A 25785-nucleotide genomic window follows, 5' to 3' on the forward strand; every position below is an offset into this window, starting at 1 on the left:
CATCTAGAGCACAAGCTGCGCGCCGCCGGTCTCGATGGCCTCGCGGTAGCTGCGCGGGATTTTCTTGTCGCTGACCACGCAATGGAAATCGCTCAAGGCACCGAAGTGCGCAGTGCGTACGGCGTCGAATTTGGAGTGATCGGCCAGCAGCAGGCTTTGCCGGGCCTGGCGCATGACCTTCTGCTTGACCTCAACCTCGTGGAGATTGAAGCAGGTGACACCGCAGTCCAGGCTGACCCCGGCCGCCGAGACAAAGGCCCAGGTCAGGCGCACGCCATCGAGGATGCTGGTTTCGGCATGGCTCTCGAACACCTGGTTCTTGCGGTGGAACATGCCGCCGCACAGGACGATGCTGCAGTTGGGTTTCTGCTGCAGCTTGAGCAGCACGTTGAGCGAGTTGCACACCGCGGTGAACTCCAGCTCGTCGGGGATGAAGTCGACCACGAAGGGGATCGTCGTGCCACAGTCGAAAAATACCGTATCGCCGGGCTGGATGAAGGTGGCGGCCAGCTTGCCGATGCGGCGCTTCTCCTCGACATGGCGGGTGCCCTGCTCGCTGACCCGGTAATCCCCCGGTTCAGGATCATCGTGGGCACGGGTGATGTAGCCGCCCAGCAGTCGTAACCGCTCGGGGTGCCGGCTGAGGTCGCGGCGCAAGGTCATTTCGGACACATCGAGCAGCGCCGCCATCTCCCGCAGATGGATCGCTTTCTGATCTTGCAGGGCCTGTTGAATCTGTTTGATGCGGTCGGTTTTCTTGACGTCCACGGGCATCCCGGCAATCCGTTGGTGGGGTCACTAGAGTAACACCAAGTGTTAATTTTATAACTTACGGGTATCCACCCAAGTATTTTTACCGATGACAGGAATCCCTTGATGAATTCGCTCGAACCCGCTGCACTGGCCCAGGCCATCGATCACACCTTGTTGGCGGCGGATGCCAGCCGAGAGCAGATTGCCACGCTTTGCGCAGAAGCCCGGGAACACGGCTTCTACTCGGTGTGCGTGAACTCCAGCCAGGTGCCTTTTGCCGCCCGACAACTGGCCGGGTCTGCCGTGAAGGTCTGTGCGGTGGTGGGCTTTCCGCTGGGCGCCGGGCTGAGTGCCAGCAAGGCGTCGGAAGCAGCCCTGACGATCGCCGCCGGGGCTCAGGAAATCGACATGGTGCTGAACATCGGCTGGCTCAAGGACGGTCTGTTCGATGAGGTCCGCGACGATATCGCCGCGGTGCTGCAAGCCTGTGGCAAGGTGCCGCTCAAGGTGATCCTGGAAACCTGCCTGCTCGATGAGGCGCAGAAGGTGCGCGCCTGCGAGATCTGCCGCGAGCTGGGCGTGGCATTCGTCAAGACCTCCACTGGCTTCAGCCGCAGCGGCGCGACGCTCGAGGATGTGGCGCTGATGCGCCGTGTGGTAGGCCCTGACATCGGCGTCAAGGCGTCTGGCGGGGTGCGTGACGTGGCCACGGCCAGAGCGATGATCGAAGCTGGCGCAACGCGCCTGGGCACCAGTTCCGGGATTGCGATCGTGACCGGCGCAGGTACGGGGGCGGGTTATTGAGTCTGCGGGCTTTGACATCAAAGCCCGCTGCACTTAGCTCAGGTCGATCACACCGGTCATGGCCGTGAAATGGCTTTGCTTGTGCTGGACCTTGTCGAGAATCTGCGCAGGGGTCGACTCGCGGAAGACCACCATGTGCCCGACGTCCTTGCCGCCCTCGGTCACGCGTTCGATATCGTTGATCATCCAGGTGGTCAGCTCTTCGGCAGTAATGCCCAGTTCGGCCGCTACTCGCTGGTGGAGGCGCTCGGCGTCGCATTGATTGAGTTGATCGCTGTTCATGGGGCTGGCTCCTTCAAGGGGGGTTAAGTTCAGTCCCCGCGAGGGCTCCATAGTTCAGTCGCGTTCGAGCGGGCTGCGAATGGCCGGTCACAACTGCATGACGGCTCTCGCAGACGCTATCACTACTGCTTCACGCAACACCGCTTTCAGAAAAGCCTATCTCCAGACTACGTGACGATTTAATCATGGCAGCACACTCATCACTGATGACAGGCTTACTAAAAAGATAACCCTGCATTTGATCGCAGCCATACGTCACGAGCAGTTCCAACTGGTCGACTGTTTCGACGCCTTCTGCAATGACGTTAAGACCCAATTCGTGCGCCAATACGATGACCGCCCTGGTGATCGCGGCGTCCTCATGATTGCTGGTTATATCCTTGATGAACGCCCTGTCGATTTTGAGGGCATCAAGAGGAAATCGCTTCAAGTAGGCCAGACTGGAATAGCCCGTGCCGAAATCATCGACCGAAAGGCTGATGCCATACGACTTTATATCTCGAAGTATTTCAACCGCCGACTCGGGATCGATCATCAGCATCGACTCGGTCAGTTCGAACTCTAAAAGAGCGGGGTTGATACCGTACGCTTCAACGATATGCTTGACGGTCTCAGCCAGGCCTTTTACCTGAAGCTGCCTGACGGACAGATTGATGGCGATCGGCACCAGCCTGATATGATTCTCTTCCCAGCGCTTCAGGGTTTCGCAGACTTTCCGGATGACCCACACGCCGACAGGAATGATCAGGCCCGTGTCCTCAAGAATAGGGATGAAATCAGCCGGAGAAACCATGCCTTGCTCAGGGTGATTCCAGCGCAATAAAGCCTCCAGACCACTTATCCTGCCATCGGTAAGGCTGACCTTGGGCTGAAAGTGCAGAATAAACTCATCGCGCTCGAGCGCGCCGCGCAACAGCGTTTCAGTTTGCAAGCGCCTGGTTAAACTTTCGTTCATCCTGGCGTTGTAAAACTTGAAATTATTACGGCCACTTTTCTTCGCCTGGTACATGGCGGTATCCGCATTCTTCAAGATCACACCAGTGTCACGCCCGTCAAACGGATAATTAGCGATGCCGACACTCGCCGAAACGAATATATCCTGGCCGCCAAGGTTGAACGGTTTCCCCAACGCCTCAACAACATGGGTCGCAAGCGATTTGATGAGGCTCTCGGAATAAACAGAGTGTGTGACGACGATCGAAAATTCATCGCCTCCCAGCCGCGCAACCACACTGTTCTCACCTATGCAGTCTTTCAAGCGTCGACCCGCCTGAATAAGCAATTGATCGCCCACTGAATGCCCCATGGTGTCATTCACGGCCTTGAATCTGTCCAAATCTATGAATATGACGCTTACTGCATCTGGCGCTGACGTTTTCCGACTGATTATCTCGCGCAGATAATTGCTGAGGAACCAGCGATTAGGCAGATGGGTGAGCGAATCATTTTCGGCCAGATAGGTGAGTTTTTTCTTTGCGTCATACCGTTCAAGCGCGGCGGCCAAGAGGTTGGCAAGTGTTTGAAGGTAGCTGACATCTTCACGTGTAAAGGGGTGGTCCGTGCTGGCATACACCCCAAGCACGCCCTTGAAAACCTCCGTGCAGGATATATCAACCTCCAGGCTACTTCTAATCGTGTAAGCGTCCACTGTTTCAGCAGGAAGCAGCGTGTAGCGATTATCAGGCGCATCAGAATTAATCACAAACCCCGCAGAAGGAGCAGTACCGTTCAGAAAATCATCATGATGACCGCTGCGGATTTCAAATCGGGTCAAGCCAACCCCCGCGTGGAGGATGGTCCCATGGCTCACTCGATCAACGACCAATAAAGCGGCCTTGCTCAATTTCAGTCCTTGCGCCGCAGTCAGTGCTGCCCGTTCACCTAGCACACTGACGTTTTCTTCTGTCAATGCCTGCTGGCCAAACAAGGCGATAAGGTTTTGCCTTCTGGAGTTATCCAGAATCGCCACTTCAAATTCTTTTCGATCTGTAATATCGATATCGATGCAGATGTATTTTTCAACGCCGCCCAAGTCATCGAGAATAGGTATGACAGTGCGTTGATGCCAAGCCTCCTTACCGGTACGACCAGAAAGCCTCACCTCACCGTTCCACACCTTGTTTTCAGGTGCCCATAGCCACGGTTCGTTGGCTGAAGACATGCCGGTCCAGACTTCATCGATCGTCAACTCTAAAAGCTCGGCTCGCGAATGCTGTGAGCTGGTGACGAATCGCTCGTTAACGTAGGTGATACGTCCGGAGGCCGACACTTCGCAAACGATGGACACCTCATCCAGCGCATTTTTATGCTGCACCAAGGTATTCATCAACGATTCGATACGCAGGCCAAAGTGATTGCGCATACTCGCAGCAGTACGGTTTACGGCTTTTATAGCCTCCTGTATTTCCATGGGAGCATCAGCGACCAACATCGCTTCTGCTGCCACTGCGCCTGAAGCGATTTCTGCCTCATAAGAATGAAGCTTGCCCAGGTGGGCAAGCGAACGCTTGATCATGAACCCCATTAACATCAAGCTGATCAGCAAGAAAAATCCCGCAAAGAGTGTCGCCTGGATCACCAGACTGTAGAGTTCGGCAGCAATTCTCTCGGCGTTGAAAGACAGACGCATCACGCCATAATCTTTCCCGCCAATAGTGATCGGACGATTGACATCGAATAATCGTGCAGCGACTTCAGACTCTATCCACGCAGGTGCTCTGCCAAGTGGCGCACTGGCGGCCTCAAGGCGAATGACGCCACCCGACAGGTCAATAAACATGGCCGATTTGAACGGCGAGCGGGCCAGGGTTTTTTCGAGGGTTCTTTTGATGGTGTCGTAATCGCCGATGACGACACTTTCCTCTACCGCTTGCGCGGCAACCTCGATCAGCATGTTGGCGGTGTCTTGTATCTCTTCAATATGCTGAAGCAGCTGATTTTTATAAAACAGAACCAGACCCGTCGTCAGAAAGGTCAGTATCAGAATGGATAACATCGCCAGTATTCGCGACGTCAGTGATTTGGGCAGCAGGCTTTTAAAGAAATTCATTAACAGCCTCTCCAGCTAACGTTGAAATTATTTACTTAAGGTTTGCCGGCAAACTTTTATAAAAATCTCGATAGGAAGCATAATCCGCTTCCGTCGCAGGAATGAACGTAATCGGTGCCGGTGCATGGACGAGCTCGGTTGCCTCACGCAGAATCCTGCTACCGTCGGCGTCATGTTGCATATTCAGAAATGCGTTGGCGACCGCATCACGTTCTTTTTTAGAAACCCGTGGGGATGCCATCAGGGCTAAATCATTGAACGAGGCCGAACTCCACAGTACGCGGAACGACTTCCCTTCCCTCTCCGTGTAGCCGCTTACAAGCTGTGAGTTGGCCCCCATCGCTTGAGCCTTACCACTCAGGAGTTGGCTGAACGCACCGTCCATGTTTCCTGCAAACACCGTAGATGTATTGATGCCTTGCTTGACCAATTCCGAGCTGGTGACTTTATAAGCAATAAACGCTTCGGGTCCCGGGTAAACAACTTCTTTGCCCGCTAGCTCCGAAAGGCTATGAATTGGCGAGTCGACAGGCACCACGATTTGTCCTTCGAGGGCAGGCGCGTCACGGCGACCAAACACCGTCCAGCCCATCTTGTCGCGTTCGGGGCTAAACAGATGGTTGGTGAACGCGAAATCAACTTCTTGCGCGAGCACATAACTGGTTGTGTCCGAGGAGGTTCGCCCTAATTTCAGCGTGAGGTTCACGCCGCTTTTTTCGGACACGTACTTTATGATGGGATTCCAAAAACTGGCTGAAAGATTAAGATTGTATTGATTGACAGGCGAAAAATTGTACACTTTAAGCTCTTCAGAAGTCGCCACATTCGACAAGGCAACAGACAGGGCGATCATGATAGCTTTGCAGCTTAGGCGTAACTTCACTTGTTCACTCCACCTACATAAGAACTTATTAGCCAACGGGGATGAGCACTAACTTAAGCTCAGCCATCTCATATAATCGGCCGAGGCGCTTGAATCTTAAGTATCGACTGCATTAATAAATGTTAATCGGCCAGCCCACACACCTGCCGGCCCCGCCACAGGCAGCTGTCTGCCCAAAACAGTCGCTTAGTACAGTACAAACGGCTGACTTCACCCCGGCGAAGAAGAATAATTGAGATCTCTTGTCGGGCTGTCGATCCGCTCACCATTCCAGGGAAGCCAATGCTCATTTCACTCTTGTCAAATGGTCAGCCACACACGCCAGAGCGATTGGAACTGATCGCCCCCTGGTGGAGTTTTACGAAAACGGTCCTGGCTGCGACAGCCCTATCGTTGGTGCGTGACGGACTGATCGGATTGGACGACCCCATTCCCGACCAGCCTTTCACCTTGCGCCAGCTACTGCGGCACGAGGCAGGCCTGGCTGATTACGGAGAACTTGCGCAGTATCACACCGCCGTTGCCAGCGGTGACCCCGCCTGGCCGGCAGATGAAATGATGCGACGTCTTGACGGTACTCGACTTCGATACAGTCCCGGAACCGGCTGGCGTTACTCGAATCTAGGCTACTTGTTCATCGGCAGGCTAATTGAACGGCTGACTGATCTGACGCTTGATGCTGCGGTGATTCAACGTGCTCTTTCGCCTCTGGGCATCTCGAACGTTCGCTTTGCTAAAACACGAGCCGATTTACAAACGACCCATCAGGGAAGTACCTCGAATTATGACCCCGCCTGGGTTTACCACGGTTTGTTGATCGGCCCGATTTCGCAAGCAGCGCTCTTTCTGGATCGACTTCTCTGCGCAGACCTCCTCTCCACGGGCCTGCTTCAGGAAATGCAGACAGCACGAACACTGGGCGGCCCGATTCCCGGGCGCCCATGGATCACGCCGGGCTATGGCCTGGGCTTGATGCAAGGTTCGATTGACGGTGGGTATTCTCTATCCGGGCACACAGGCTGCGGGCCAGGCAGCGTCATTGCTGTCTACCGCATCTGCGACGGCGACGCATCGGCTTGCTGCGCTGCTTTTGAGGCGAATGCCAGTGAAGGTGCTGTTGAAGCCATCGTTGTCGGGCAACTTATGCAACGTGTGCGGCAGGGGGTTGACGGCATCAAAGTCCGTTAGCCGTAGGCCTTATGGTTGGCCGGATGACCGCTTATGCGGTCACGCCTGTTGGCGACCATGCAATCGTCACAAACTGCTTACTTGATAATTCTTCTCTGTCACGTATCTGTCACTCGTCACTCCTATATTCCTCCGACACGCGTTACGAGGTGCCTGTACCGGCCTCGGACCCAACTTTCGCAGGGAATGCGCCCGATGTGCCCGGCCTACCGGCCTGGAGGAAATCAATCGTGGATGCGACGTTGACACCCCTGCTGCACCTTCAGCCATTGCCTGCCGGCAGCGCCTCGCGATTGCTGCGCCGAGGATGCGCGATAACGCTGGTGGTGGCGGTGCATATTTTGGCATTGAGCATGGTGACCGGGTCATCGACCCCTGCGCTTGCGCCGCAGGCGACTCGTACTATTTACGCCTCGGTCATCAATGAACCGACTCCGGCGCCAGCCGCAAGTGCCGCGCCCACGCCACCGCCTCCCGTTGCCCCGGTCGTACCGGCACCCACGTCTGTGGCCGTTCAGCCGGTGGCCCGGCACAAGCCCGCGGCCAAACCGCAGGTGATGCAACGCCCCGTTGTGGCCGCCGCAACGTCTGCCCCCGCGACCATCAGCACTGCGGCTGCCGCACCGGTAGTTGCGCAAACTCCCGCACCACCGCCGCAGCCTAAGACCCTCACCCGTGGCGTCGAATACGTGCATGAACCACAACCCGACTATCCCGACAGTGCGCGTGAAGAGGGCCACGAGGGCACCGTGATCCTGCGGGTGCTGGTGGACGAGCACGGCAAGCCCGGCGCGGTGGACATCGTACGCTCCTCGGGCTTTGGCAACCTCGACGAGGCGGGCAGGACGGCTGTGCGCGGCGCACTGTTCAAGCCTCATCTGGAGGAGGGTCATGCGGTGTCGGTGTACGTGATCGTGCCGTTGCGATTCCAGCTCGACAGTTAGCACTCACGCAGGCGTAACCCACCATCTTTTATCGACGGGCCTCCCGGTCAGGGCAGTGCTCACCTCAAAGAAAGGAAATACATATGGACACCGGAACACTGGGTTTGAATGTTTTGTGGCAACAGGCCGACGTTGTCACCCGTGGCGTGGCCTTGACGTTGCTGGTGATGTCGATTGCGTCCTGGTACGTGATGGTCGACAAGCTGGTGCGCCTGGCACTGCATCGCCTGCGTTCACCGAAGTTGCTGGAGGCGTTCTGGAACGCACCGACGCTCAAGGATGGCGTGCAACAACTGGGACATCATAGTGCCTACGCCGAACTGACCCAGGCCGGCGTCAGCGCCGCACGCCAGCACCGTGATGCGCTGAATGGCGACATGCACCCGCCGGCCTTCAGCGAATGGCTGACCCGCGCCTTGCGCCAAGCCACCCTGACCGTGGGCGGACAGTTACAGGGCGGCATGGCGATTTTGGCCACCGTGGGTTCCAGCGCCCCGTTTGTCGGTTTGCTCGGCACCGTGTGGGGCATCTATCACGCCTTGATGAAGATCGGCCTGACCGGCGACGCGAGCATCGACAAGGTCGCAGGCCCCGTCGGCGAAACGCTGATCATGACCGCTCTGGGACTGGCCGTGGCCATTCCGGCCACCCTGGGCTACAACCTGCTGGTGCGCAGTAACAAGCAGACCCTCGCTGAACTGGGCAAGTTTGCCTTCGAACTGCACGACCTGCTGGTGATCGGCGCCCGTGCGACCCCTCGCGGCGGGCAGCCTGCGCGCAGCACGTTCAACGCCCAGGCGGAGTTCGTCTGATGGCCAGTGGATTGCTGGGCGAGGATGAACTGGAAGAGGACGGCTTTAACCCCGAGATCAACACCACGCCACTGGTGGACGTGATGCTGGTGCTGTTGGTGATCTTCATCATCACCGTGCCGGCCATCCAGCACACGGTGAAGATTGACCTGCCCAAGGCCGCCGCGCAGCAGGACAACAAACCGCCGCCGTCCGTGGATCTGGCACTGGACAACGAAGGCCACCTGCATTGGGACGACCGCGACATCGGCGACAGCGACTTGCCGGCACTGATCGCCGAGGCCGCCGCGCGTCAGCCGGTACCGGAGTTGCACCTGCGCGCCGAACGCAACACCCCGTATGAAAAGGTGGTGCAGGTAATGGCCGCGGCGCAGTCCGGTGGCCTGGACAAGATCGGCTTCGTGACCAAGGCCGTTACGCCTTAACAACCGCGCCGCCTTCCTCCAACCCCCTTGGCCGGCTGTTACAGCCGGCCACGGCTAAGTGCGCGCGACAGAAATCAACCAGGCCGTGAACGGCCGTTTTCGAAGGTGCAGTCATGTTTCGCAAATCCTCGTTGTATGTGCGTGCAGGTCTCGGTTTCGCAGCGTTCTCCCTGGCCTTGCCATCGTTTGCTGCCGATGTACCACCGGCCATCGACGACAGTACATTGGCCACGTTGCCTCAAGTCACGGTAAAGGCCACCAAGCGCAAGCCGGCGCTGCACCAGCAGACCAACAGCGGCGCCTTGGGCAGCCACGCGGTGATCGACACACCGTTTTCGTTCAAGAGCGTAGGCAGCGACGAAATCCAGGCCCGTCAGGCGGGCATCCTGTCTGAGGCTGTCAAGTATGATGCCTCGGTCACCTCCATCAGTTCGAGCTATGGCACCCACCCCGCCACACTGGCCGTGCGCGGCCTCCCCCTCGATGACCTGAACGGCTACAAAGTCGACGGCATGGCCAACATCAACCGCGGCGTGGAAATGCCTCTTGAGATGTTCGAGCGGGTCGATGTGCTTAAAGGCCTGTCGGGCTTCATGTATGGCTTCGGCAGCCCGGGCGGCATCGTCAACTACGTAACCAAGCGGCCTACCGACAAGACCACCCTCAGCGTTGATGCCGGCTACCAGTCCGACAACGTCTATAAGGAACATCTGGATGCCGGAGGGCGTCTGGATGACCCGCGTTTCGGCTACCGGGTCAACGTGGTGCACGAGGAAGGCGATGCCGCTTCGGGTGACGCCAAGGTCAACCGCACGGCAGTCGGCGTGGCTTTGAACGCGCAGCTCAGTGATGACTTGAGCGTTGACTTCGACACTCTGTACCAGAAACGCAATACCAGCGGTGGCACCGACATCATCGTCAACACCAAGAACGCCCTGCCCAGCCCTATTGACGGCAGCAAGCGCCTGTACAGCAATGGCTCCTACACCGATGTCGATTACAGCCTGTCGACCGTGAGCGCCACCTACAAGTTTTCTCCCGACTGGACCGGCAAGCTGGCCTACCGCTACTCCGATTCGACACGCCGTTATGTGAAGGACCAATACCAGATTTCCAGCGACGCCGGCGCGTACACCGACAAGGTGACGTCCGAGTACCACGCCTACGACTACAACGACACCATGGGCACCCTGGAAGGTAAATTCACCACGGGATGGTTCACTCACGACGTGGTACTGGGCGCCAGCTATTCCCAACTGAACTCGGACAAATCCGTGGTCACCCCGAAGACCACCGTGGGCAAGGGCAACCTGTACAACCCGACGATCTTCTCGGTGTACAACATCGACTACAGCGGCGGTACCTACGGTGACGACAACGTCAAGGAAAGCGCGGTGTTCGCCAGCGACACCATCGGCCTGGGCGAACACTGGTCGTTGCTGGCTGGCCTGCGCAACGAAAACTACCGTGAGCAAACCCACGACTCCGCCACCTCCGCTGTGACGCCGTACAAGGCCCGGCCGGCCACCCCAACCGTTGCGTTGATGTACAAGCCGACCCAGGACGTGACGCTGTATGCCAGTTACGTCGAATCTCTGGAAAGCGGCGGCACCGCACCCAGCAGCGCAGTCAACTCCGACCAGACCCTGAGCCCGCTGCTCAGCAAGCAATACGAGGTGGGCGTGAAAGCCCAGCAGCGTAACTGGAGTGCCACCGCCGCAGCGTTTCGCATCGACCGTGGCGCCGAGTACACCAACGACGCCAACGTCTACGTGCAAAGCGGCACCATCCGCTATCAGGGCCTGGAGCTGAACGCCAGCGTCGATGCCACGCCGGACCTGACAGTGGAAGGTAGCGTCATGTCACTGGACTCGGCCTACCACGATGCGGGAGACGGTGTGGACGGAAACCGTGCAGCCGGTGCGGCGCACTATCAGGCCGCAACCCAGGTTACCTATCGTGTGCCCGTGGTGCCCGGGATGTTCCTGCACACCGGCGCCCAGCGTATCGGCGAAATGGCGGTGGATTCGGGCAACGTGCATACCCTCCCGGCCTACAGCCTGTTCGATGCCGGGGGCGGCTATCGTCTGCGTCTGGGCGATGGTCATGCGCTGACCCTGGGTGCCAACGTCACCAACCTGGCCAACAAAAAGTACTGGACCTACTATCAGGAAAACTACCTGCAACCGGGTTCGCCACGTACGTTAAGCCTCAATACCCGCTATGACTTCTAGGCCCGTGATGATGAAATCGACTTTGTTGAAGTATGCGGGGTTGGCGCTGGGCGTGTGCCTGGCGCTTCCATCGGTGGCCGCGCCTCTGGACACCACCGGCCTGCGCCTGGACAAGGTGGTACTGGTGATGCGCCACGGTATCCGCCCGGCTACCGACACCGCCGAGTTGCAACGCTGGTCGGCCAGGACCTGGCCAGCGTTTGGTACCCGCGACGGTCAGTTGACCGAGCATGGCCGCGCAGCCACCGTGCTGCTGGGCCAATGGCAACGCCACACGCTGGATTCGCTCGGGCTGTTCAAGGCGGGGCAGTGCCCGCAGGCGGGGGATGCCTACGTGTGGTCCAGCCCGGTAGCGCGAACCCAGGCCACCAGTGCGGCGCTGGTAAAGGGGATGTTCCCGGGCTGCAACATAGCAGTACACCATGGGCGTGAGAGTGAAGACCGGCTGTTCCACGGCGGCGAAAATGGCCTGGCACCGCTGGACCCGGCGCGCACCCAGGCGGCGATGCTGGCAGCCATGGGTGGCAGCGTCGACGCAGCTCGCGAGCGCTTTGCCGCGCCGTTGCTGGCCATGCAGCAATTGGCAGGCGTGCCGACGAACTGCGGGAAAAAGACCTGTGCCTTGAGCAAGCAACCCTGGGCACTGAAAGAGAAGGCAGGCGTCACCAGGCTCAGCGGACCGTTGAGCGTGGGCGCGGCCATGAGCGAAACCTTCCGCATGCAATACGCCGAAGGCTTGCCACTGGACCAGGTGGCGTTTGGCGAAGGGCGCACCGCTGCAGACGTATCGCGCTTGATGGCCTTGCGTTCGGGCAAATACGCGCTGAGCAATCACGTACCTTACATCGCCCAGCGGGGTGCTTCGCAATTGCTCGGACAAATCCTCCTGGCTCTGCAACCGACATCCGTGGGCAGCCCGCCGGGTAGCAAATGGTTGGCGTACGTAGGCCACGACAGCAACATCGCGCAGTTGCGAACGCTGCTGGGTTTTGACTGGAAAATCGCCGAATACCCCGAGAATGACGCAGCACCAGGCGGCACTATCGTGTTTGAACGCTGGGCGAACGACCGCACGGGCGCGCAGTTTGTCAGCGTTGCCTATGTGGCGCAGAGCCTGGACCAGTTACGCAATTTGTCCGGTGAACCGCCGTATCAGGTGCAGTACCCGGGGTATGCAGGAGAGCAATTGATGCCATTGAACGGGTTTGTTGCAGATATGGAAAAGCGCATCGATCGGTCTGCGACTGAGGTACAGCACTACGACAACCCTTGAAACACCAGCTTTGGCCCAACAACAGTCAACAGCACCACCCAAAAACCGCCAATACCTGTCCACCCAACGCCCAACGAATCAAACAAAAAACCGCTCCTTCAACGGCACCAGCGCTGCCCCCAGAACCGCCGCGTCCCCATTCGTTTCGCTCAGCAATAACTGGGGCCGAGGCGGTGGGGAGTTGTAGCGATGGGTGCCCCAGAAGGTCGTCGCGGCGATCAGGCGTTTTCCCAATTCGGGCGGTAATTGCCCGCCAAACACCACGGCCTGCGGATCGAACAGGCCCGCCAGTGCGTTGATCAGGCGATCCAGTGTGGGCTTGACGCGCGTCAGCCAGGTATCCACACCGGGCCAGTCGGGGTCGAAGCGCAGGCGCAGGTCTTCGATCGAGTCGACCTGCACGCCGTTCTGATGCAAGTCTTCCAGCAAGTAGCGCAAGGCCGGGCGGTTTATCGATTCTTCGTCGTTGTAGAGGGTGATCTCGCCTGCATTGCCGTGGCTGCCGAAATACGGTTTGCCGTTGATGACAACGCCTGCGCCGAAACCGAAGTTGAAGGACAGGTAGATGAAGTTGCTGGCCCAGGCGCCCACGCCGACCAGGCTTTCGCCGATGGCCGCGGTGGTGGCGTTGTTTTCCAGCCAGACCGGCATGCCGAAACGTTCTTCCAGCACCGGTTGCAGATCCATCAATGACCAGTCGCGCAGCGGTTCCGGTGCATTGATCTGGCGGTTTTCAAGAAAAAAGCCGGCAATCGCGAAACCCATGCCGACGACGCGTTGCGCTTCAATGCCGTTGCGCTGAAGCATGCGTTCGATGGTCTTTTCCAGTGAATCCAGGGTGCTGTTGCGGCTTAACGGCGGCGTGCGCAGGGTGACCTGCTCGAGCACATTGCAGCCCAGGTCGGCGACGCAGACCACCGCCGAGTCGGTGTTGATCGATACACCGATGGCATACACCGCTTCATTGACCAGTTCGATGCGCGGGCTGGGCTGACCGCGGCCGTTCTTGACGCGCTCACCACTGCGCAGCAGTCCACGGCTGATCAGCTCTTCAATGAGCCGGTGCACTGACTGCTGAGCCAGGTCCATCTCGGTCGAAACCGTAGCACGCGTGATCGCACCTCGACGACGAAGGATGTCCAGCAACTTGCGTTCATTGAGGCTCAACGGTTGGTGCGAATCAAGTGGCGTGTCGAGGTCGAGAGGCATGGAGTCTTCAAATCAGATGAGAATTAAAACAGTCGGCGTGTGGAGCAGTGTATCGCCCACCATCCACTGCACGCTTCAATCATGAAAATTTAATAAAAGTCGCGCAGGTCACAAATACTACACACAACCTGTATTAAATGGCATTGAGTTCTTGTGAGTGTCCTCATGCCTTCCGTCCGTAAGATGTTTTCCGTGCTGGCCCTGCTGTCGCTCGCCGCAAACGCCTTCGCCGCTGCACCGGCCGAGTTCTGGTACAGCCACAGTGGCGCGGCCGGGAGTGCCATCGCGGATCTGTGCAGAAGCTTCAATGCGCCACGCGAGGAAGGTGATCGCCTGCACTGTGTCCGCCAGGGCAGCTATGAGCAGACGCTGCAGAAAACCGTAGCGGCTTACCGGGCGGGCATAGGCCCGGCACTGGTGGAGATTTACGACGTTGCCACGCCTGACATGCTGCTGGGCGGTGCCACCCGACCTGTCGAGGCGATCATGGCCGATCATCACAGGGCCTATCCCGACGATACCTTTCTGCCAGCCTTGCGGCGCTATTACGCCGACGACAACGGCACGCTCGCGGCGCAGCCTTTTGCGGCGTCCACAGCCGTGCTTTATACACACCGGAAGGCGCTGGCCGCTGCCGGGATCAGCGAGCCACCCGCCACCTGGGAAGCCTTTGCGGATGCCTTGCGGGCCCTGAAGAAAAACGGTCAGCAATGCCCGCTCGTCAGCGCCTTTGCCCCCTGGATCTGGCTTGAGCAAACCAGCGCAGCGCAAGGCACCGACGTTGCGATTCGCTCCTCAGGCGGTGACCGCTATCAGTTCGACGAAGGCCCCCATCTGCGCCTCATGAAAGACCTCGCGCAATGGACCTCCGAAGGATTGGTGGTGCATGAGGATGCAACCCGCAGCGGGCAGCAGGCGCTGGCGTTCGCCACCGACGATTGCGCCATGCTGCTCGACTCCACCGGGGCGTGGAATGTTGTACACAGCACGCTCAAATCCGATATCCAGGTCACGGCACTGCCGATTTACGCGGCCACCCAGCGACGTGCCAACGTTCCCGGAGGTTCCTCGCTGTGGGTCATGCGCGGGCATTCCGTCAGGGATTACCGGCTGGTCTCGGAATTTCTGGCGTTCGTGCTGCAACCGGACAACCAGTTGATATTCAGCGCCCGAACGGGCTACCTGCCCGTTACCCAGGCCGCCGCTGCACGTTTGCAATCCGCAGCCAGCGAGCCATCGGCAATCACGGTCGGACTGACAGCGCTGGACGATATCGACGGTCAGCCTTCCGCGCCTTTGCGCTGCGGCTTTATCACGCTGATACGCCTGATCTGGTCGCAGGAAATGGAGAACGCGCTCGCGGGTCGCCAGAGCATCGATCTGGCCCTGCGCCAGACGACGCTACGGGCCAACGAGCTGCTGGGTCTGTTTCAACAGATGCACCGCGCCCAGGCCAGCAACGAGTCGAGCGAGGCCACGCCATGAAACCCCGTGCTCATTTCCCACAGCCACGTCTGGCGCTGCTGTTTGCCCTGCCGCAACTGCTGGCGCTCGGCCTGTTCTTTTATTGGCCTGCGGTCCAGGCCATCTGGTGGTCGTTTCATCTGGTGCCGCCCTTCGGCGGTAATGAAATCTTCGTTGGCCTGAGCAATTACTGGCGGGTGCTGAGGGACCCAGGCGTGCTGGCGTCGCTGGGCTCGACACTGGTGTTCAGCTTGTCGAGCGTCGTGCTTTCGATCCTTATCGCACTGGTGCTTGCGCTGTGCCTGGAACTGAAACTGCGCGGCAACGCCGTGTTTCGCAACCTGCTGATCTGGCCCTACGCGGTATCGGGCGCCACCATCGGTATCGTCTTTCATGTGCTGGCCAATCCGGTGATGGGCATCTTCGCCTGGTTCAACGCGATTGCACCCGGCACCTGGGCGCCCTACGCCAGCCCGATACAGAGCATGCTGTTGTTGATCGTGGCGTATGCCTGGTGCCTGGTGCCGTTCAACTTCGTGATGCTGGTCGCCAGCCTGAAATCGGTGCCCGACGACTACCTCGCCGCTGCTGCACTGGATGGAGCAGGTCCCTTGCGGCGCATGCTCGACATACAACTGCCCCTGATCGCGCCTTATCTGCTGTTCGTGTTTGTCATCGACCTGCTGGAAAGCCTGTCGAACAGTTTCGGCCTGGTCGACACCCTCACCCAAGGCGGACCTGGCGACACCACCAATGTGCTGGCCTACAAGATTTACACCGACGGTTTCATGGGGCTGGATCTGGCAGGCTCATCGACCCTGTCAGTGCTCATGCTGCTGGCGGTGGTGGCGCTGAGCGTCGCCCAATTCACACTCCTGTCGCGCTTCCAGCGTCGTGGGGTGAAAGCATGATCGAGCATAACCGGCTGTTCAACGCAGGCGCTTACCTGCTGCTGACCCTTGGCCTGGTGTTCGGGTCAGTCGGCGTCTGGATCTGCTGCGCCTGCTGGGCAACAGCCTGCTGGTCGCCACGCTGGTGGTGATCGGCAAGCTGGCGCTCTCGGCGCTGACGGCCTTTGCCGTGGTGTACTTTCGCAGCCGCTACAGTTCGGTGATTTTCTTCGCCGTGCTGGGGGCGCTGCTGCTGCCGCTGGAAGTACGGATCATCCCCACGTATGCCGTGGCCAGCGATCTGCTCGGCCCCGTGCGCAGCCTGTTGCACTGGCTGGGCATTCAGTGGCTGCCACTGCCGACCATCAATTTGCTCGACAGCTACCCCGGCCTCGCCCTGCCACTGATTGCCTCGGCGACCGGCACCTTTCTGTTTCGGCAGTTCTACCAGACGCTGCCTGCCGAGCTGGTCGAGGCCGCACGCATGGACGGTGCCGGGCCCTGGCGGTTTTTCATCGACATCCTGCTGCCACTGTCGAAGACCAACTTTGCTGCGCTCGGCACGCTGGTGTTCATCGGCGCCTGGAAGGACTACCTGTGGCCGCTGGTGGCAACCAATCGCGAGGACATGCGCACGCTGGTACTGGGCGTGGCCAGCTTTCTGCCGACCGATGCAACCCAGGTCCCCGAGTGGAACCTGCTGATGGCCGCTGCTGTGGTCAGCATGCTGCCGCCCATCCTCGTCATTGCGCTCATGCAGCGCTGGTTTGTCAAAGGCCTGATCGGAGTCGGTAAATGAACGCGCTCACCCCTATTACCTGCGCGCCGGATATTATCCTCACGGACCTGCACAAAACCTACGGCACCGAGCCCATCCTTCACGGGCTCGACCTGGTTTTCAAGGCGGGTGAGCTTAACGTCATCCTCGGCCCGTCCGGGTGTGGCAAGTCCACGCTGCTGCGCATGGTGGCCGGGCTGGAAGAGGTCAGCCAAGGGCAGATCCTCATGGGTGGCCGCGACGTCACGCGCCTGCCGCCCAAGGAGCGCGGCTGCGCCATGGTGTTTCAGAACTACGCGCTCTACCCGCACATGAGCGTGGCCGACAACATCGGCTACGCGCTCACGCTGGCGCGGGTTGCACGCAAGGAGCGTGAGCAACGCATCCGCGAGTGCGCCGCTTCGCTGGGTCTGGAAGAGCTACTGCAACGCAAGCCCGGAGAACTTTCCGGCGGCCAGCGCCAGCGCGTCGCTATCGGTCGGGCGTTGATCCGCAAACCGCCGGTGCTGCTGTTCGATGAGCCGCTGTGCAACCTGGACAGCGCGCTGCGTCATGAAATGCGTCTGTTGATTCGCAGCCTGCACCGGCAGACCGGCGCGACGATCCTGTATGTCACCCACGATGAGACCGAAGCCATGACCCTCGCCGAGCGCGTGGTGATTCTCGACAAAGGCCGTGTCGAGCAGATCGGCACGCCTGCGCAGATCTACGATCAACCCGCCAGCACATTCGTCGCCAGCTTCATCGGCACGCCGCCCATGAACCTGCTGCCGGTGCACTGCCTGGACGACAAGATCTTGATGCTCGCCGATGGTCAACGCCTGCCCATCAAGCTCGGCATTGCCAGCAACCGGACCGGCAAATGGCTGATGGGCCTGCGCCCCGAGACCTTCATGCTCGATCAACAAGGCGTGACTGCCACAGTGGAGTCTTCAGAGAATCTGGGCAGCCACACGCTGCTGTATTGCCAACTGGCTGGAACGCGCTGCGTTGTCAGCCTCGCCGGACGGCAACACCAGATACCCGGCACCCAGGTTCGACTGGCGATCAATTCCACGCCCTTGCTGTTCGATATCGAGACCGGCCAGCGCCAGCTCGTGACCTTTTCCCACACCACCAAGTGACCCGCCATGCTCAAACCTGCTCCCCTCGTCCGCTCGCCCCTGATTGCCCATCGCGGTGCCAAGGCTTACGTGCCGGAAAACACTCTGCTGGCCCTGGAAAAAGCTGCCGAATGCGGCGCCGAGTGGGTCGAGATCGACGTGAAGCTGACCCGCGATGGCCAGCCTGTCGTGATTCATGACGACTTGCTGGACCGCACCACCAACGGGCGCGGCGCCGTCGTGCTGCATGATCTGAAAGCTATCCGCACACTGGACGCGGGCAGCTGGTTCGCGCCTGAATTCGCCGGTTTGCAGGTCCCGACCTTTGAAGAGATCGTGGCCTGTGCGCTGCGCCTCAACCTGGGTCTGCAGGTCGAACTCAAGCCGACCATTGGCGACGATGTCGAGACGGCGGAAGTGGTGATGCCGATTCTCAAAAACCTGTGGCCCGCCGACAACGACCGGTTGTTCGTCTCCAGCTTTTCGGTGCGCTCGCTAACGGCCGCCCGACGCTTATGGAACGACGTACCACTGGCTATTGCCTCGGTGGTGGCGCCTGCCGACCCGGTCGCGCTATTGGCCGAATATGACTGCCGAATACTTCACGTACTTGACGATATGCTCGATGACCATCACCTTGTTCGCCTGAAAAGCAGCGGCGTCGAATTCGCCGTGGCTACCATCAACAGCCCGAAACGTGCGCGCTACCTGCTGGAACATGGCGCACAGTCGATTCTCAGTGATTACCCGGACTTGTTGAACCTGCCGAACGGAGGCTGTCTGCAATGAACAACCGACTCAGCGTCGCCATGCACGCCGTAGAACAGGCCACTGGCCTGGCCATGGCGTATTTTAACGACCGCCACACCCTCGACATCACCACCAAAAGCGCGCAAGACCTCGTCTCCCGCGCCGACTTTGAAGTGGAACAACTGCTGCGTGCAGAACTGAGCAAACACTTCCCCGACGATACAATCCTCGGCGAAGAAATGGGCGGCGAGTTCATCACCGATGGCTGGGTCATCGATCCCATCGACGGCACCGGCAACTACCTGCGGGGCACCCCATTGTGGGGAATCGCGGTGGCGTACATGTCGGCAGGCGAGCCCGAAATCGGCGTCGTCGCCTACCCGGCACTGGGCTATACCCTGGCAGCCCGCACGGGCGATGGCTTGCTGCGCAACGGTGTCCCCTTTGTCCGCCCGCAACCACCCGAGCACCTGCGCATCGCCGGCGTTGGCGAAAACACCCGCTGGGACGCCGAAGAGATGGGCAAACTGCACCTGAGCCTGCGCCGCCAGGGCTGGGGCCTTGCCGGTTATCGCTGCGCCACCATCGGCCTGGCGTTCGCCGCTTTGGGGCAAACGGACGGCTACATGGAGAAATTCACCAGCCTGTGGGACATCGCAGCAGGTGCAGTGATTTGCCGGGAAGCCGGATTGTTGTGCACGATTGAAGGCGAACAGAAACAAGGCTCGATGACGGTGATGGTAGGCCGTGAGGAGCTGATGGGGATTTTTGGTGCGTAATGCGCCGTGCTAGTCGACGCAGTTTTCTGACTGCGTTTGTCCGCCTGCTGGCGTGCCTGCCCTTTGTGAACAGCAGGCTGCTGGCGGCAGAAACCTTTACCGCGTTGCGCCAGCCTGCAGCCGGGAAAGGCATACGGTTCGGCTTTGCGGTTGATCCGGCAAAGCTGAATGACGACGCGGCCTACCGGGAACTGGTCGCCCGTCAGGCCAGCATCGTAGTGCCAGAGAACGTCTTGAAGTGGCAGACCGTCCACCCCGAACCGGAGCGTTACAACTTCGCGCCGGCCGACGCGATCGCGGCGTTTGCCAAAGCGCATGACCAGCGTATGCGCGGGCACACCTTCTGCTGGCATCGTTCTTTACCCGACTGGGTTCACCGTACCGTCACGCCGACGAACGCCGAGGCGGTGCTGACGGCGCACATCAGTACCGTCGCCAGCCATTATCGTGGCCTCATCAGCGCATGGGACGTCGTCAACGAAGCCATCCAGCTGGAGGACGGCCAGCCTGACGGGCTGCGCAATTCATTCTGGTATCAGATGCTCGGGCCTCGCTACCTGGACATAGCCTTCAACGCTGCTCACAAGGCCGACCCGAACGCCCTGCTCTGCTACAACGATTACGGCCTGGAAAAGGATACCCATTACGGCGAAAGCCGACGTACTGCCGTGCTAGCCCTGCTGCGCGGTCTCAAGCAGCGGGGCATTCCGATACACGGCCTGGGCATTCAGTCCCACCTGCGTGCAGGCGACACATTTGGTCCGGGCCTGTCTCGCTTTATTCTGGCAGTGCGGGATATGGGGTTGTCGATCCACATCACGGAACTGGACGTCGATGACAGCCATTTGGCGGGGTCCATCGCAGAACGCGATGGATCAGTTGCAGCGACTTATAAGCGCTATCTGGACCTGATCCTCGCTACGCGCTCGGTGTCGACGGTTATCACCTGGGGTGTATGGGACAGCCCGCATGTTGCCGGCGCCACGGCCAGCAACGGGCCGTTGGCACAACGGGCATTGGCGTTTGGCCCACAAGGTGAGGTGAAGCCGGCGAGCTGGGTGATCGCACATTGTTTCGAAAACGCGCAAATGCAGAAGGATGCGCGGATTTAGGTGCTCCGCGGCTTTCACAGCAGCAGTACAACCAGAGTGGTTCAGCGCTTTGTGACGCCTGAAAACGACGAAGCCCCCGATAAACGGGGGCTCCGGCTCTGGACCTGAACAACGGGTTCCAGCTGTATGCGCTAGAACGGAATATCATCATCAAAGCTATCAAAGTCAGCAGCTGGCTGCGGCGCTTGTTGTTGCGGCGCTGGACGCGAGTCGCGTTGTGGCGGCTGCTGATTGTAGTTCTGCTGCGGCGCCGACTGTTGTGGGCGCGACTGCTGTGGACGAGGCGCGGACTGGTTGTAGTTGCCACCACCGCCTTGACCTTGTTGAGCGTCACCCTGTGGACGGCCGCCCAGCAGTTGCATGGTGCCCTGCATGTCGACGACGATTTCAGTGGTGTAGCGCTTGATGCCGTCTTTTTCCCACTCGCGGGTCTGCAGCTTGCCTTCGATGTAGACCTGCGAACCCTTGCGCAGGTATTCGCCGGCGATTTCCGCGACCTTGCCGAACATCGAAACACGGTGCCATTCGGTTTTTTCTTTTTTCTCGCCGCTCTGCTTGTCAGTCCATTGTTCGCTGGTGGCCAGACTCAGGTTGGTCACGGCGTTACCGTTAGGCAAGTAGCGAACTTCGGGATCCTGGCCGCATGTACCGACCAATATGACTTTGTTAACCCCACGGGCCATAACGTTCTCCTAGGCTTCGCACGCTTCTGATGCTGGATTGACCAGCTTTTCGAGAGAGGCACGATCCAATAATTTTGTGTCGAGTTTTATGTAGATGGCTGCCTCTTCCGCAACCACCACTGCATCTGTCACGCCTGCTACGGACATCAAACGCTCTGCCAGGCCTGCTTCACGCTGCGCCTGCGGCGACAACGGCAGACGTAGGCTGGTCACGTAAGGCGGTTCTCGCATGGTCACTGCGAAGGCGAGCCAGACGGCGGCCATGGCTGCACCACCCAGGAACACCACATCGAGCCCACCGTGCTGGAACAACCAGCCGCCCAGTATCCCACCTGCGGCCGATCCAAGAAACTGGCTGGTGGAATAAACTCCCATTGCCGTGCCTTTTCCGCCGGCCGGTGAAACCTTGCTGATCAACGACGGCAAGGATGCTTCCAGCAGGTTGAACGCGGTGAAGAATACCACTGTCCCTATGACCAGTGCCCGCAACGTGTCCCCGTAGGCCCAGAAGAATAGCTCAGCCAGCATCAAAACTGTGACGGCGCCCAGCAGAACGCGCTTCATTTGACGTTTCTTCTCGCCATAGATGATGAACGGGATCATCGCGAAGAAGGAAACCAGCAAGGCGGTCAGGTAGACCCACCAGTGTTCTTCCTTGGGCAGACCGGCTTTTTCGACCAGCGCCAGTGGCAAGGCCACGAAGCTGGACATGAGCATCGCATGCAACACGAAGATACCCAAATCCAGGCGCAGCAGGTCCGGATGACGCAACGTCGCCCCCAGCGCCTGTTTGGCGACGCCGGACTCGCGATGCATTAATGCCCCGCTGGCCTTGGGCACCACGTAGGCGACGATGAGAACGCCTATCAAGGCCATGCCGCCGGTGGCCAGGAACAATCCGGAAAGCCCGAACATGCCGGTGATCACCGGGCCGACAACCATGGCGATGGCGAACGACAGACCAATGGTCATCCCGATCATGGCCATGGCCTTGGTGCGGTGTTGTTCGCGGGTCAGGTCGGAGAGCAGCGCCATGACTGCCGCGGAAATGGCGCCAGCCCCCTGCAGGATACGTCCGGCAATGATTCCCCAGATCGAATCCGCGTTCGCCGCCACCACGCTGCCGATCGCAAAGATGATCAGGCCGAAATAAATGACCGGTCGCCGGCCGATACGGTCGGAAATGATCCCGAACGGTATCTGCAACACCGCCTGGGTCAGGCCGTAGGCGCCAATCGCCAGACCGATCAGTGCAGGGCTCGCGCCTGCCAGGTCCATGCCGTAGGTTGCCAGAACCGGCAAGACCATGAACATGCCAAGCATGCGGAACGCGAACACCAGGGCCAGACCGCCTGCTGCGCGGGTCTCGCCGCTACTCATACGCTCGCTGTGGGTATCGTGCATGGAATAACCTCGTGTGAACCGGCGGCGATTCTACCAGTCCCATCGTTGTACAGCACATACGCGACGCTTTGCCGCGTGATGGCTCGGAGCCGTATACTCCGTCGTTTATGCCCGCCAAGCGAGGCCGCAGTGGACAAGATCCTGATACGTGGGGCACGAACCCACAACCTGAAAAATATTGACCTGACACTTCCCCGCGACAAACTGATCGTTATCACCGGGCTCTCCGGCTCAGGCAAGTCTTCGCTGGCTTTCGATACGCTGTACGCCGAAGGGCAACGCCGCTACGTCGAATCGCTGTCTGCCTATGCCCGCCAGTTTCTGTCGATGATGGAAAAACCGGACGTCGATACGATCGAAGGTCTGTCGCCGGCGATCTCCATCGAGCAGAAGTCTACTTCACATAACCCGCGCTCGACCGTGGGTACGATCACCGAAATTTACGACTACCTGCGTCTTTTGTATGCGCGCGTCGGCCAGCCTCGCTGCCCCGACCACGATATTCCGCTGGAAGCCCAGACGGTCAGCCAGATGGTCGACCTGGTGCTGACCCAGCCGGAGGGCAGCAAATTGATGCTGCTTGCGCCGGTTATCCGCGAGCGCAAGGGTGAGCATCTTTCGGTTTTTGAAGAGCTGCGCGCGCAAGGCTTTGTCCGGGCGCGAGTCAACGGCAAGCTGTGCGAGCTGGATGAGCTGCCGAAGCTGGACAAGCAGAAGAAGCACTCGATCGATGTGGTCGTGGACCGTTTCAAGGTCCGCGCCGATCTGCAGCAGCGTCTGGCCGAGTCCTTCGAGACCGCCCTGAAGCTGGCCGACGGTATCGCCCTGGTGGCGCCGATGGACGACGAGCCAGGCGAGGAAGTGATCTTCTCTGCCCGCTTCGCCTGCCCTATCTGTGGCCATGCGATCAGCGAGCTGGAACCGAAGCTGTTCTCCTTCAACAACCCGGCTGGCGCCTGCCCGACCTGCGACGGTCTGGGCGTGAAGCAGTTCTTCGATATCAAGCGGCTGGTGAATGCCGAACTGACGCTTGCCGAAGGCGCGATACGAGGCTGGGACAGGCGTAATGTCTATTACTTCCAGATGCTCGGCTCGCTCTCCAAGCACTATGGCTTCAGCCTGGAAATGCCATTCAAGCAGATCCCCGCCGACATGCAGAAGATTCTGCTCAACGGCAGTGGCTCGCAGAGTGTCGATTTCCGCTACCTCAATGACCGTGGCGATATCGTCAAGCGTGCGCACCCGTTCGAAGGCATCGTGCCGAATCTGGAGCGTCGTTATCGGGAAACCGAATCGGCTACGGTCCGCGAAGAGCTGGCCAAGTTCCTGGGCACACAGCCCTGCCCTGACTGCCGAGGCACTCGCCTGCGTCGCGAAGCGCGCCATGTGTGGGTGGGTGAAAAGACTCTGCCTGCAGTCACCAGTCTGCCGATTGGCGACGCGACGCATTACTTTGAAACGCTCAAGCTGACCGGACGACGTGGCGAGATCGCCGACAAGATTCTCAAGGAAATCCGTGAGCGTCTGCAGTTTCTGGTCAACGTGGGCCTGGACTACCTGACCCTGGACCGTAGCGCAGACACCCTGTCCGGCGGCGAAGCACAGCGTATCCGTCTGGCCAGCCAGATCGGTGCGGGGCTGGTCGGGGTGATGTACATCCTCGATGAGCCGTCCATCGGTCTGCACCAGCGCGACAACGATCGTTTGCTGGGCACACTCAAGCACCTGCGCGACATCGGCAATACGGTGATTGTGGTCGAGCACGATGAAGATGCGATTCGCCTGGCCGACTACGTGGTCGACATCGGCCCGGGGGCCGGCGTGCATGGTGGTCATATTGTCGCCGAAGGTACGCCGGACGAGGTGATGTCGCATCCCGACTCGCTGACCGGCAAATACCTGTCAGGGCGCGTGAAGATTGCCGTTCCCGCCAAGCGCACCCCGCGTAACAAGAAGCTCTCGCTAACCCTCAAGGGCGCGCGTGGCAACAACCTGCAAAACGTCAATCTCGACATCCCGATCGGCCTGCTGACCTGCGTGACGGGTGTTTCCGGATCGGGCAAGTCGACGCTGATCAACAACACGCTGTTCCCGCTGAGCGCTACGGCGCTGAACGGCGCCACGACGCTGGAAGCGGCTACGCACGACAGCATCAACGGCCTGCAGCATCTGGACAAGGTGGTGGACATCGACCAGAGCCCTATCGGTCGTACACCACGCTCCAACCCGGCGACCTACACCGGGCTGTTCACGCCGATTCGCGAGCTGTTCGCCGGGGTTCCGGAATCACGCTCGCGGGGCTATGGTCCGGGGCGGTTCTCGTTCAACGTCAAGGGCGGCCGCTGCGAGGCGTGCCAGGGCGACGGGCTGATCAAGGTCGAGATGCACTTTTTGCCAGACATCTACGTGCCCTGCGACGTGTGCAAGAGCAAGCGTTACAACCGCGAAACGCTTGAGGTCAAGTACAAGGGCAAGAACGTCCACGAAGTGCTGGAAATGACCATCGAGGAAGCGCGTGAGTTCTTCGACGCCGTTCCGGCACTGGCGCGCAAGCTGCAAACCCTAATGGATGTAGGACTTTCCTATATCAAGCTGGGGCAATCGGCGACGACCTTGTCAGGCGGTGAGGCACAGCGGGTCAAGCTGTCGCGTGAGCTGTCCAAGCGCGACACCGGCAAGACGTTGTACATCCTCGACGAGCCGACCACAGGCCTGCACTTCGCGGATATTCAGCAGCTGCTGGATGTATTGCATCGCCTGCGCGACCACGGCAATACCGTGGTGGTGATCGAGCACAATCTGGATGTGATCAAAACGGCCGACTGGCTGGTGGACCTGGGTCCGGAAGGCGGTTCGCGAGGTGGGCAGATCATTGCGACGGGCACACCTGAACAAGTCGCCGAGATGGAACAGTCCTACACCGGTCATTACCTGAAACCTCTGTTGACCAGAGACAAAGCCTGACG

Annotated in this window: 21 protein-coding genes and 1 pseudogene; 15 read left to right on the top strand and 7 right to left on the bottom strand. The window is 59.6% G+C overall.

From position 1 onward, the window contains the following. Positions 1-3: 3 nt before the first annotated feature. Positions 4-774, bottom strand: a complete 771-nt coding sequence (gene deoR, locus AC54XV_RS23600; protein WP_003400381.1) for a DNA-binding transcriptional repressor DeoR — start codon at positions 772-774, stop codon at positions 4-6. Positions 775-876: 102 nt separating this feature from the next. Here deoR and deoC point away from each other — a divergent pair, with 102 nt between their 5' ends. Then, entirely contained in the window at positions 877-1557 is a 681-nt protein-coding gene (deoC, locus tag AC54XV_RS23605; RefSeq protein WP_003436656.1) for a deoxyribose-phosphate aldolase, read from the top strand. Positions 1558-1590: 33 nt separating this feature from the next. Here deoC and AC54XV_RS23610 read toward each other — a convergent pair whose 3' ends face one another. From AC54XV_RS23610 to AC54XV_RS23620, 3 genes are all read right to left on the bottom strand, one after another. Then, on the bottom strand, positions 1591-1839 hold the full coding sequence (locus AC54XV_RS23610) for a hypothetical protein (RefSeq protein ID WP_011269066.1): 249 nt from the start codon (positions 1837-1839) through the stop codon (positions 1591-1593). Between the two features lie 130 nt (positions 1840-1969). Beyond that, positions 1970-4888 (bottom strand): putative bifunctional diguanylate cyclase/phosphodiesterase, encoded by a 2919-nt coding sequence (locus tag AC54XV_RS23615; RefSeq protein ID WP_011269067.1) that lies wholly within the window; start codon positions 4886-4888, stop codon positions 1970-1972. A 31-nt stretch (positions 4889-4919) separates the two neighbouring features. Continuing rightward, positions 4920-5741 carry a phosphate/phosphite/phosphonate ABC transporter substrate-binding protein gene (locus tag AC54XV_RS23620; RefSeq protein WP_003400389.1) on the bottom strand — a complete coding sequence of 274 codons (822 nt, stop codon included), beginning with the start codon at positions 5739-5741 and terminating at the stop codon, positions 4920-4922. A gap of 312 nt (positions 5742-6053) precedes the next feature. Between AC54XV_RS23620 and AC54XV_RS23625 the strand changes: the two genes are divergently transcribed. From AC54XV_RS23625 to AC54XV_RS23650, 6 genes are all read left to right on the top strand, one after another. Beyond that, positions 6054-6959, top strand: a complete 906-nt coding sequence (locus AC54XV_RS23625) for a serine hydrolase domain-containing protein (RefSeq protein WP_054091761.1) — start codon at positions 6054-6056, stop codon at positions 6957-6959. Between the two features lie 230 nt (positions 6960-7189). Then, complete coding sequence (locus AC54XV_RS23630; protein WP_024659938.1) at positions 7190-7903, top strand: energy transducer TonB; 714 nt, start codon at positions 7190-7192, stop codon at positions 7901-7903. Between the two features lie 83 nt (positions 7904-7986). Next, positions 7987-8715, top strand: a complete 729-nt coding sequence (locus tag AC54XV_RS23635; RefSeq protein ID WP_011269071.1) for a MotA/TolQ/ExbB proton channel family protein — start codon at positions 7987-7989, stop codon at positions 8713-8715. Next, a complete protein-coding gene (locus AC54XV_RS23640) occupies positions 8715-9140 on the top strand; it encodes an ExbD/TolR family protein (protein WP_011269072.1) in 426 nt (141 codons plus the stop codon). The genes AC54XV_RS23635 and AC54XV_RS23640 overlap by 1 nt, the downstream gene beginning before the upstream one ends. 113 nt (positions 9141-9253) lie before the next feature. Continuing rightward, positions 9254-11374 carry a TonB-dependent receptor gene (locus AC54XV_RS23645; RefSeq protein WP_024642442.1) on the top strand — a complete coding sequence of 707 codons (2121 nt, stop codon included), beginning with the start codon at positions 9254-9256 and terminating at the stop codon, positions 11372-11374. Between the two features lie 7 nt (positions 11375-11381). Then, on the top strand, positions 11382-12647 hold the full coding sequence (locus AC54XV_RS23650; RefSeq protein WP_058398677.1) for a histidine-type phosphatase: 1266 nt from the start codon (positions 11382-11384) through the stop codon (positions 12645-12647). 78 nt (positions 12648-12725) lie between these two features. Here AC54XV_RS23650 and AC54XV_RS23655 read toward each other — a convergent pair whose 3' ends face one another. Beyond that, on the bottom strand, positions 12726-13856 hold the full coding sequence (locus AC54XV_RS23655; protein ID WP_057458059.1) for an ROK family transcriptional regulator: 1131 nt from the start codon (positions 13854-13856) through the stop codon (positions 12726-12728). A 165-nt stretch (positions 13857-14021) separates the two neighbouring features. On the opposite strand from AC54XV_RS23655, the gene AC54XV_RS23660 reads away from it, so the two are divergent. The 7 genes and pseudogenes from AC54XV_RS23660 (at position 14022) to AC54XV_RS23690 (ending at position 20732) form a co-directional block, all read left to right on the top strand. After that, complete coding sequence (locus AC54XV_RS23660; protein ID WP_058398678.1) at positions 14022-15341, top strand: extracellular solute-binding protein; 1320 nt, start codon at positions 14022-14024, stop codon at positions 15339-15341. Next, on the top strand, positions 15338-16231 hold the full coding sequence (locus AC54XV_RS23665) for a carbohydrate ABC transporter permease (RefSeq protein ID WP_024659935.1): 894 nt from the start codon (positions 15338-15340) through the stop codon (positions 16229-16231). Before AC54XV_RS23660 ends, AC54XV_RS23665 begins: the two co-directional genes overlap by 4 nt. Beyond that, positions 16228-17009 (top strand): annotated as a pseudogene (locus AC54XV_RS23670) (ABC transporter permease subunit). The gene AC54XV_RS23665 and the pseudogene AC54XV_RS23670 overlap by 4 nt, the downstream one beginning before the upstream one ends. Next, positions 17006-18112 carry an ABC transporter ATP-binding protein gene (locus AC54XV_RS23675; RefSeq protein WP_496717242.1) on the top strand — a complete coding sequence of 369 codons (1107 nt, stop codon included), beginning with the start codon at positions 17006-17008 and terminating at the stop codon, positions 18110-18112. The pseudogene AC54XV_RS23670 and the gene AC54XV_RS23675 overlap by 4 nt, the downstream one beginning before the upstream one ends. A 6-nt stretch (positions 18113-18118) precedes the next feature. Continuing rightward, complete coding sequence (locus tag AC54XV_RS23680; protein WP_003400412.1) at positions 18119-18880, top strand: glycerophosphoryl diester phosphodiesterase; 762 nt, start codon at positions 18119-18121, stop codon at positions 18878-18880. Then, positions 18877-19620, top strand: coding sequence for an inositol monophosphatase family protein (locus AC54XV_RS23685; protein WP_003400414.1), 744 nt, complete (start codon positions 18877-18879; stop codon positions 19618-19620). Before AC54XV_RS23680 ends, AC54XV_RS23685 begins: the two co-directional genes overlap by 4 nt. Continuing rightward, a complete protein-coding gene (locus tag AC54XV_RS23690) occupies positions 19620-20732 on the top strand; it encodes an endo-1,4-beta-xylanase (protein WP_060405921.1) in 1113 nt (370 codons plus the stop codon). The genes AC54XV_RS23685 and AC54XV_RS23690 overlap by 1 nt, the downstream gene beginning before the upstream one ends. Positions 20733-20863: 131 nt before the next feature. Here AC54XV_RS23690 and AC54XV_RS23695 read toward each other — a convergent pair whose 3' ends face one another. Both AC54XV_RS23695 and AC54XV_RS23700 read right to left on the bottom strand, forming a co-directional pair. Then, the gene (locus AC54XV_RS23695) at positions 20864-21415 is read right to left on the bottom strand and encodes a single-stranded DNA-binding protein (protein ID WP_024659933.1); all 552 of its coding nucleotides are present in this window, start codon (positions 21413-21415) and stop codon (positions 20864-20866) included. A 9-nt stretch (positions 21416-21424) separates the two neighbouring features. Next, positions 21425-22819 carry an MFS transporter gene (locus tag AC54XV_RS23700; protein WP_003400420.1) on the bottom strand — a complete coding sequence of 465 codons (1395 nt, stop codon included), beginning with the start codon at positions 22817-22819 and terminating at the stop codon, positions 21425-21427. A 129-nt stretch (positions 22820-22948) separates the two neighbouring features. On the opposite strand from AC54XV_RS23700, the gene uvrA reads away from it, so the two are divergent. Next, positions 22949-25783, top strand: coding sequence for an excinuclease ABC subunit UvrA (gene uvrA / locus AC54XV_RS23705; protein ID WP_024659931.1), 2835 nt, complete (start codon positions 22949-22951; stop codon positions 25781-25783). The last annotated feature ends 2 nt before the right edge of the window (positions 25784-25785 follow it).

Source organism: Pseudomonas fragariae (ex Marin et al. 2024), from assembly GCF_059621105.1.